General features: G+C 58.8%; 1 protein-coding gene. It reads left to right on the forward strand.

Features of this window, described 5'->3' with window-relative positions; genetic code table 11:
* Positions 1-277: hypothetical protein (locus R2R70_RS19950; protein ID WP_410978893.1), on the forward strand; the 277-nt coding region annotated here is incomplete at both ends.

A 277-nucleotide genomic window follows, 5' to 3' on the forward strand; every position in this document is an offset into this window, starting at 1 on the left:
CTGGCGCTGCCAATGAGAGCGATGAAGCACCGACTCCGGCAGAGGAACCACACCAACCATTCCTCGACTTTGCCGAGCAAATTTTGCCCCAGTCGGTTTCCCGCGCCGCGATCACAGCGGCCTATCGCCGCCCGGAAACCGAAGCGGTTTCTATGCTGCTGGAACAAGCCCGCCTGCCGCAGCCAGTTGCTGAACAGGCGCACAAACTGGCGTATCAACTGGCCGATAAACTGCGTAATCAAAAAAACGCCAGTGGTCGCGCAGGTATGGTTCAGGG

The organism is Cobetia sp. SIMBA_158, from assembly GCF_046566945.1.
Classification (GTDB): Bacteria; Pseudomonadota; Gammaproteobacteria; order Pseudomonadales; family Halomonadaceae; genus Cobetia; species Cobetia amphilecti.